The organism is Nocardia sp. NPDC005745, assembly GCF_040630775.1.
In the GTDB taxonomy this organism is placed as follows: Bacteria; Actinomycetota; Actinomycetes; order Mycobacteriales; family Mycobacteriaceae; genus Nocardia.
This window is the reverse complement of the sequence record NZ_JBEXYF010000087.1, coordinates 1-2,719: the sequence shown is the minus strand read 5'-3', so window position 1 is coordinate 2,719 and position 2,719 is coordinate 1. Positions and strand designations below refer to the sequence as shown.

1 protein-coding gene is annotated in these 2,719 nt (G+C 66.9%); it reads left to right on the top strand.

The annotated features are described in order from the left end of the window. Positions 1–140: 140 nt before the first annotated feature. A partial coding sequence (locus ABZ420_RS35910) for a type I polyketide synthase (RefSeq protein ID WP_357132640.1) occupies positions 141–2,719 on the top strand: 2,579 nt, incomplete at its 3' end.

Genomic DNA, 2,719 nt, shown 5'->3' with positions numbered 1-2,719 from the left:
TGGCTGAGGCGTTTGTGTGTGGTGTGGGGGTTGATTGGGGTCGATGGTTCGGTTCTGTTCGTCCTGCGCGGGTGGAGCTTCCCAGTTATGCGTTCCAGCATCGCCGGTTCTGGCGTGATTCCCGCTCGGGTGGAGCCGATGTGGAGTCTGTCGGTTTGTCGCGGGTGGAGCATCCCTTCGTGGGTGCGGGTGTGGACCTCGGCGATGGCCGGGGTTGGGTGTTCACCGGCCGGTTGTCGTTGGACGAGCACGGGTGGTTGGTCGATCACGCGGTCGCTGGGACGGTGTTGTTCCCCGGGACCGGGTTCATCGAGTGGGCCTTCGCTGTGGGGGTCCGGGTCGGTGCCGAGGTCGTCGAGGAACTGACCGTGCTGGCACCGTTGGTGCTGGCCGGACACGGTGGCGTGCAGATGCAACTGACCGTCGGCGAAGCCGATACCCAAGGACGCCGCACATTCGACATCTACTCCCGACCGGAGCGTCCTTCCGGCACGGAAGCCGGACAGCAACAGTGGACACACCACGCCAGTGGTGCCCTGATCTCCACTGATACCGGCGGACAACAATATTCGGAGTCGTTGGGGTCGGTGTGGCCGCCGGCGGGAGCCGAGCCGGTGGAGATCGGGTCGCTGTATGAGCGTCTGGCGGGGACCGGAGTCGTGTACGGTCCGGCGTTCCAGGGACTACGCGCGGCCTGGCGCCATGGTGAGGAGGTCTTCGCCGAGGTCGAGATGGACGAGGAACGGACCGAGCAGAGTCGTCGTTTCGGTGTGCATCCGGCCCTGCTCGATGCGGCGTTCCACGCGGCACTGGATGTGTTGGGTGTCGAGGGCGAACCGGGGCGGGTGCCGTTGCCGTTCTCGTGGTCGGGGGTGGGTGTGTGGGCTCCCGGGGCCTCGCGGCTGCGGGTGCGTGTGGTCGCGGCGGGCCCGGATGCCTATCGGCTCACCGCCTGGGACGAGTCGGGTGAGCCGGTGGTCTCGGTCGACACCTTGACCGCGCGCGCGGTCGATGTCGCCGAGCTCGAGGCCGCCCGCGGCGCCCACGAGAGTTTGTATCGACTCGACTGGCAACAGCTCCGGACCGAAACCGACGCCGACGAGTTGCGGATTGCCGTCATCGGGGATACCGATCAGGTCGAGATCTCCGCTGACCGTCACGCTGATCTTGCTGCGCTCCTCGACGCTCTCGAGCAGGGCGCGCCGGTACCCGACGTGGTGGTGGCGCCTGTGACCGGCGCGTCCGTCGGTGGTGGGTTGGTGTCGGTGGTGAAGGCCAACACGTATCGGGTGTTGGGTTTGTTGCAGGCATGGCTTGCCGAGCCTCGTTTCGAGAGTGCCCGGTTGGTGGTGTTGACCGAGGGGGCGTTGACCGCGGGTGCGGGTGAGGTTCCGGATCTGGCGGTGGCGCCGGTGGCGGGTTTGGTGCGCAGTGCAGCCGCGGAGCATCCGGGCCGGTTCGCGATGGTCGATCTCGATGGTGCCGACAGTTCACGCCAGGTGCTGGCGGAGGTGTTGCGGATCAGCGACGAACCCGAACTCGCGGTGCGTGGGGGGTCGGTGTTGGTGCCGCGTTTGACACGGGCGCAGGCAGCCGGCTTCGAAGGAACACGACAGAGTCGACAGCGCATCGATCCCGAGTCCACTGTGTTGATCACTGGTGGTACCGGGGGATTGGGCGCGGTGCTGGCCCGGCATCTGGTCGCCGAACATGGCAGTCGGCATCTGTTGTTGGTCAGTCGTCGTGGCCCCGATGCCGAAGGAGCCCGAGAGCTTCAGGCGGAGCTGGCCGAGTCGGGTTGCCGGGCAGAGCTGGTCGCGTGCGATATCGCTGATCGAGACAGTGTGGCCGAGGTGCTGGACTCGATCCCGGTCGAGCATCCGCTGGCTGCGGTGTTCCATCTGGCCGGTGTCATCGAGGACGGGCCGATCGAGTCGCTCGAGCGTGATCAGGTCGAGAAGGTGCTGCGTCCCAAGCTCGACGCGGCCTGGCATCTGCACGAGCTGACCGCGTCGTCGGGGTTGGTCGAGTTCACCGTGTTCTCCTCGGCGGCGCCGTTGCTGGGTGGTCCCGGACAGGGCAACTACGCGGTGGCCAACGCTTTCCTGGATGCGCTCGCTGCCTATCGAGTGGCCGGCGGGTCGCCCGCGATGTCGCTGGCGTGGGGTTTGTGGGCTGCCACCGGCGGTGGTGGCATGCACGAGCAGCTCACCGGCGCCGATCGTGTGCGGGTCGAGCGTCAGATCCGTGCTCGTCTGGGGTTGGTTCCGATCCCGGCGCAGCACGGTATGGAACTTCTCGATCTGGCTCGCCGCCACCAGGATTCGTTGCTGGTGCCGATGCTGGTGGACACCGCGGCGTGGCAGGCACAGGCACGCACGGGTGTGGTGCCTGCCGCCGCACGGAACCTGGTCCCTGCCGTGGTGCGGGACCAGCGTTCGGGGTCGCTGGCGCGGCGTTTGGCGGGGGTCGCCGAAACCGAATGGGACACCCTGCTGCTGGCCGAGGTCCGTACTCATGTCGCGGCCGTGCTCGGTCACGATTCGGCTCATGACATCGGATCCGATCGTGCCTTCAAAGAACTCGGTTTCGACTCCCTCGGCGCGGTGGATCTGAGAAACCGTCTGTCCAAGGCGACCGGACTGACCTTGCCCGCGACCTTGGTCTTCGACCACCCGACCCCTACCGCGGTGGCCACCTACCTCAAAACACACATACA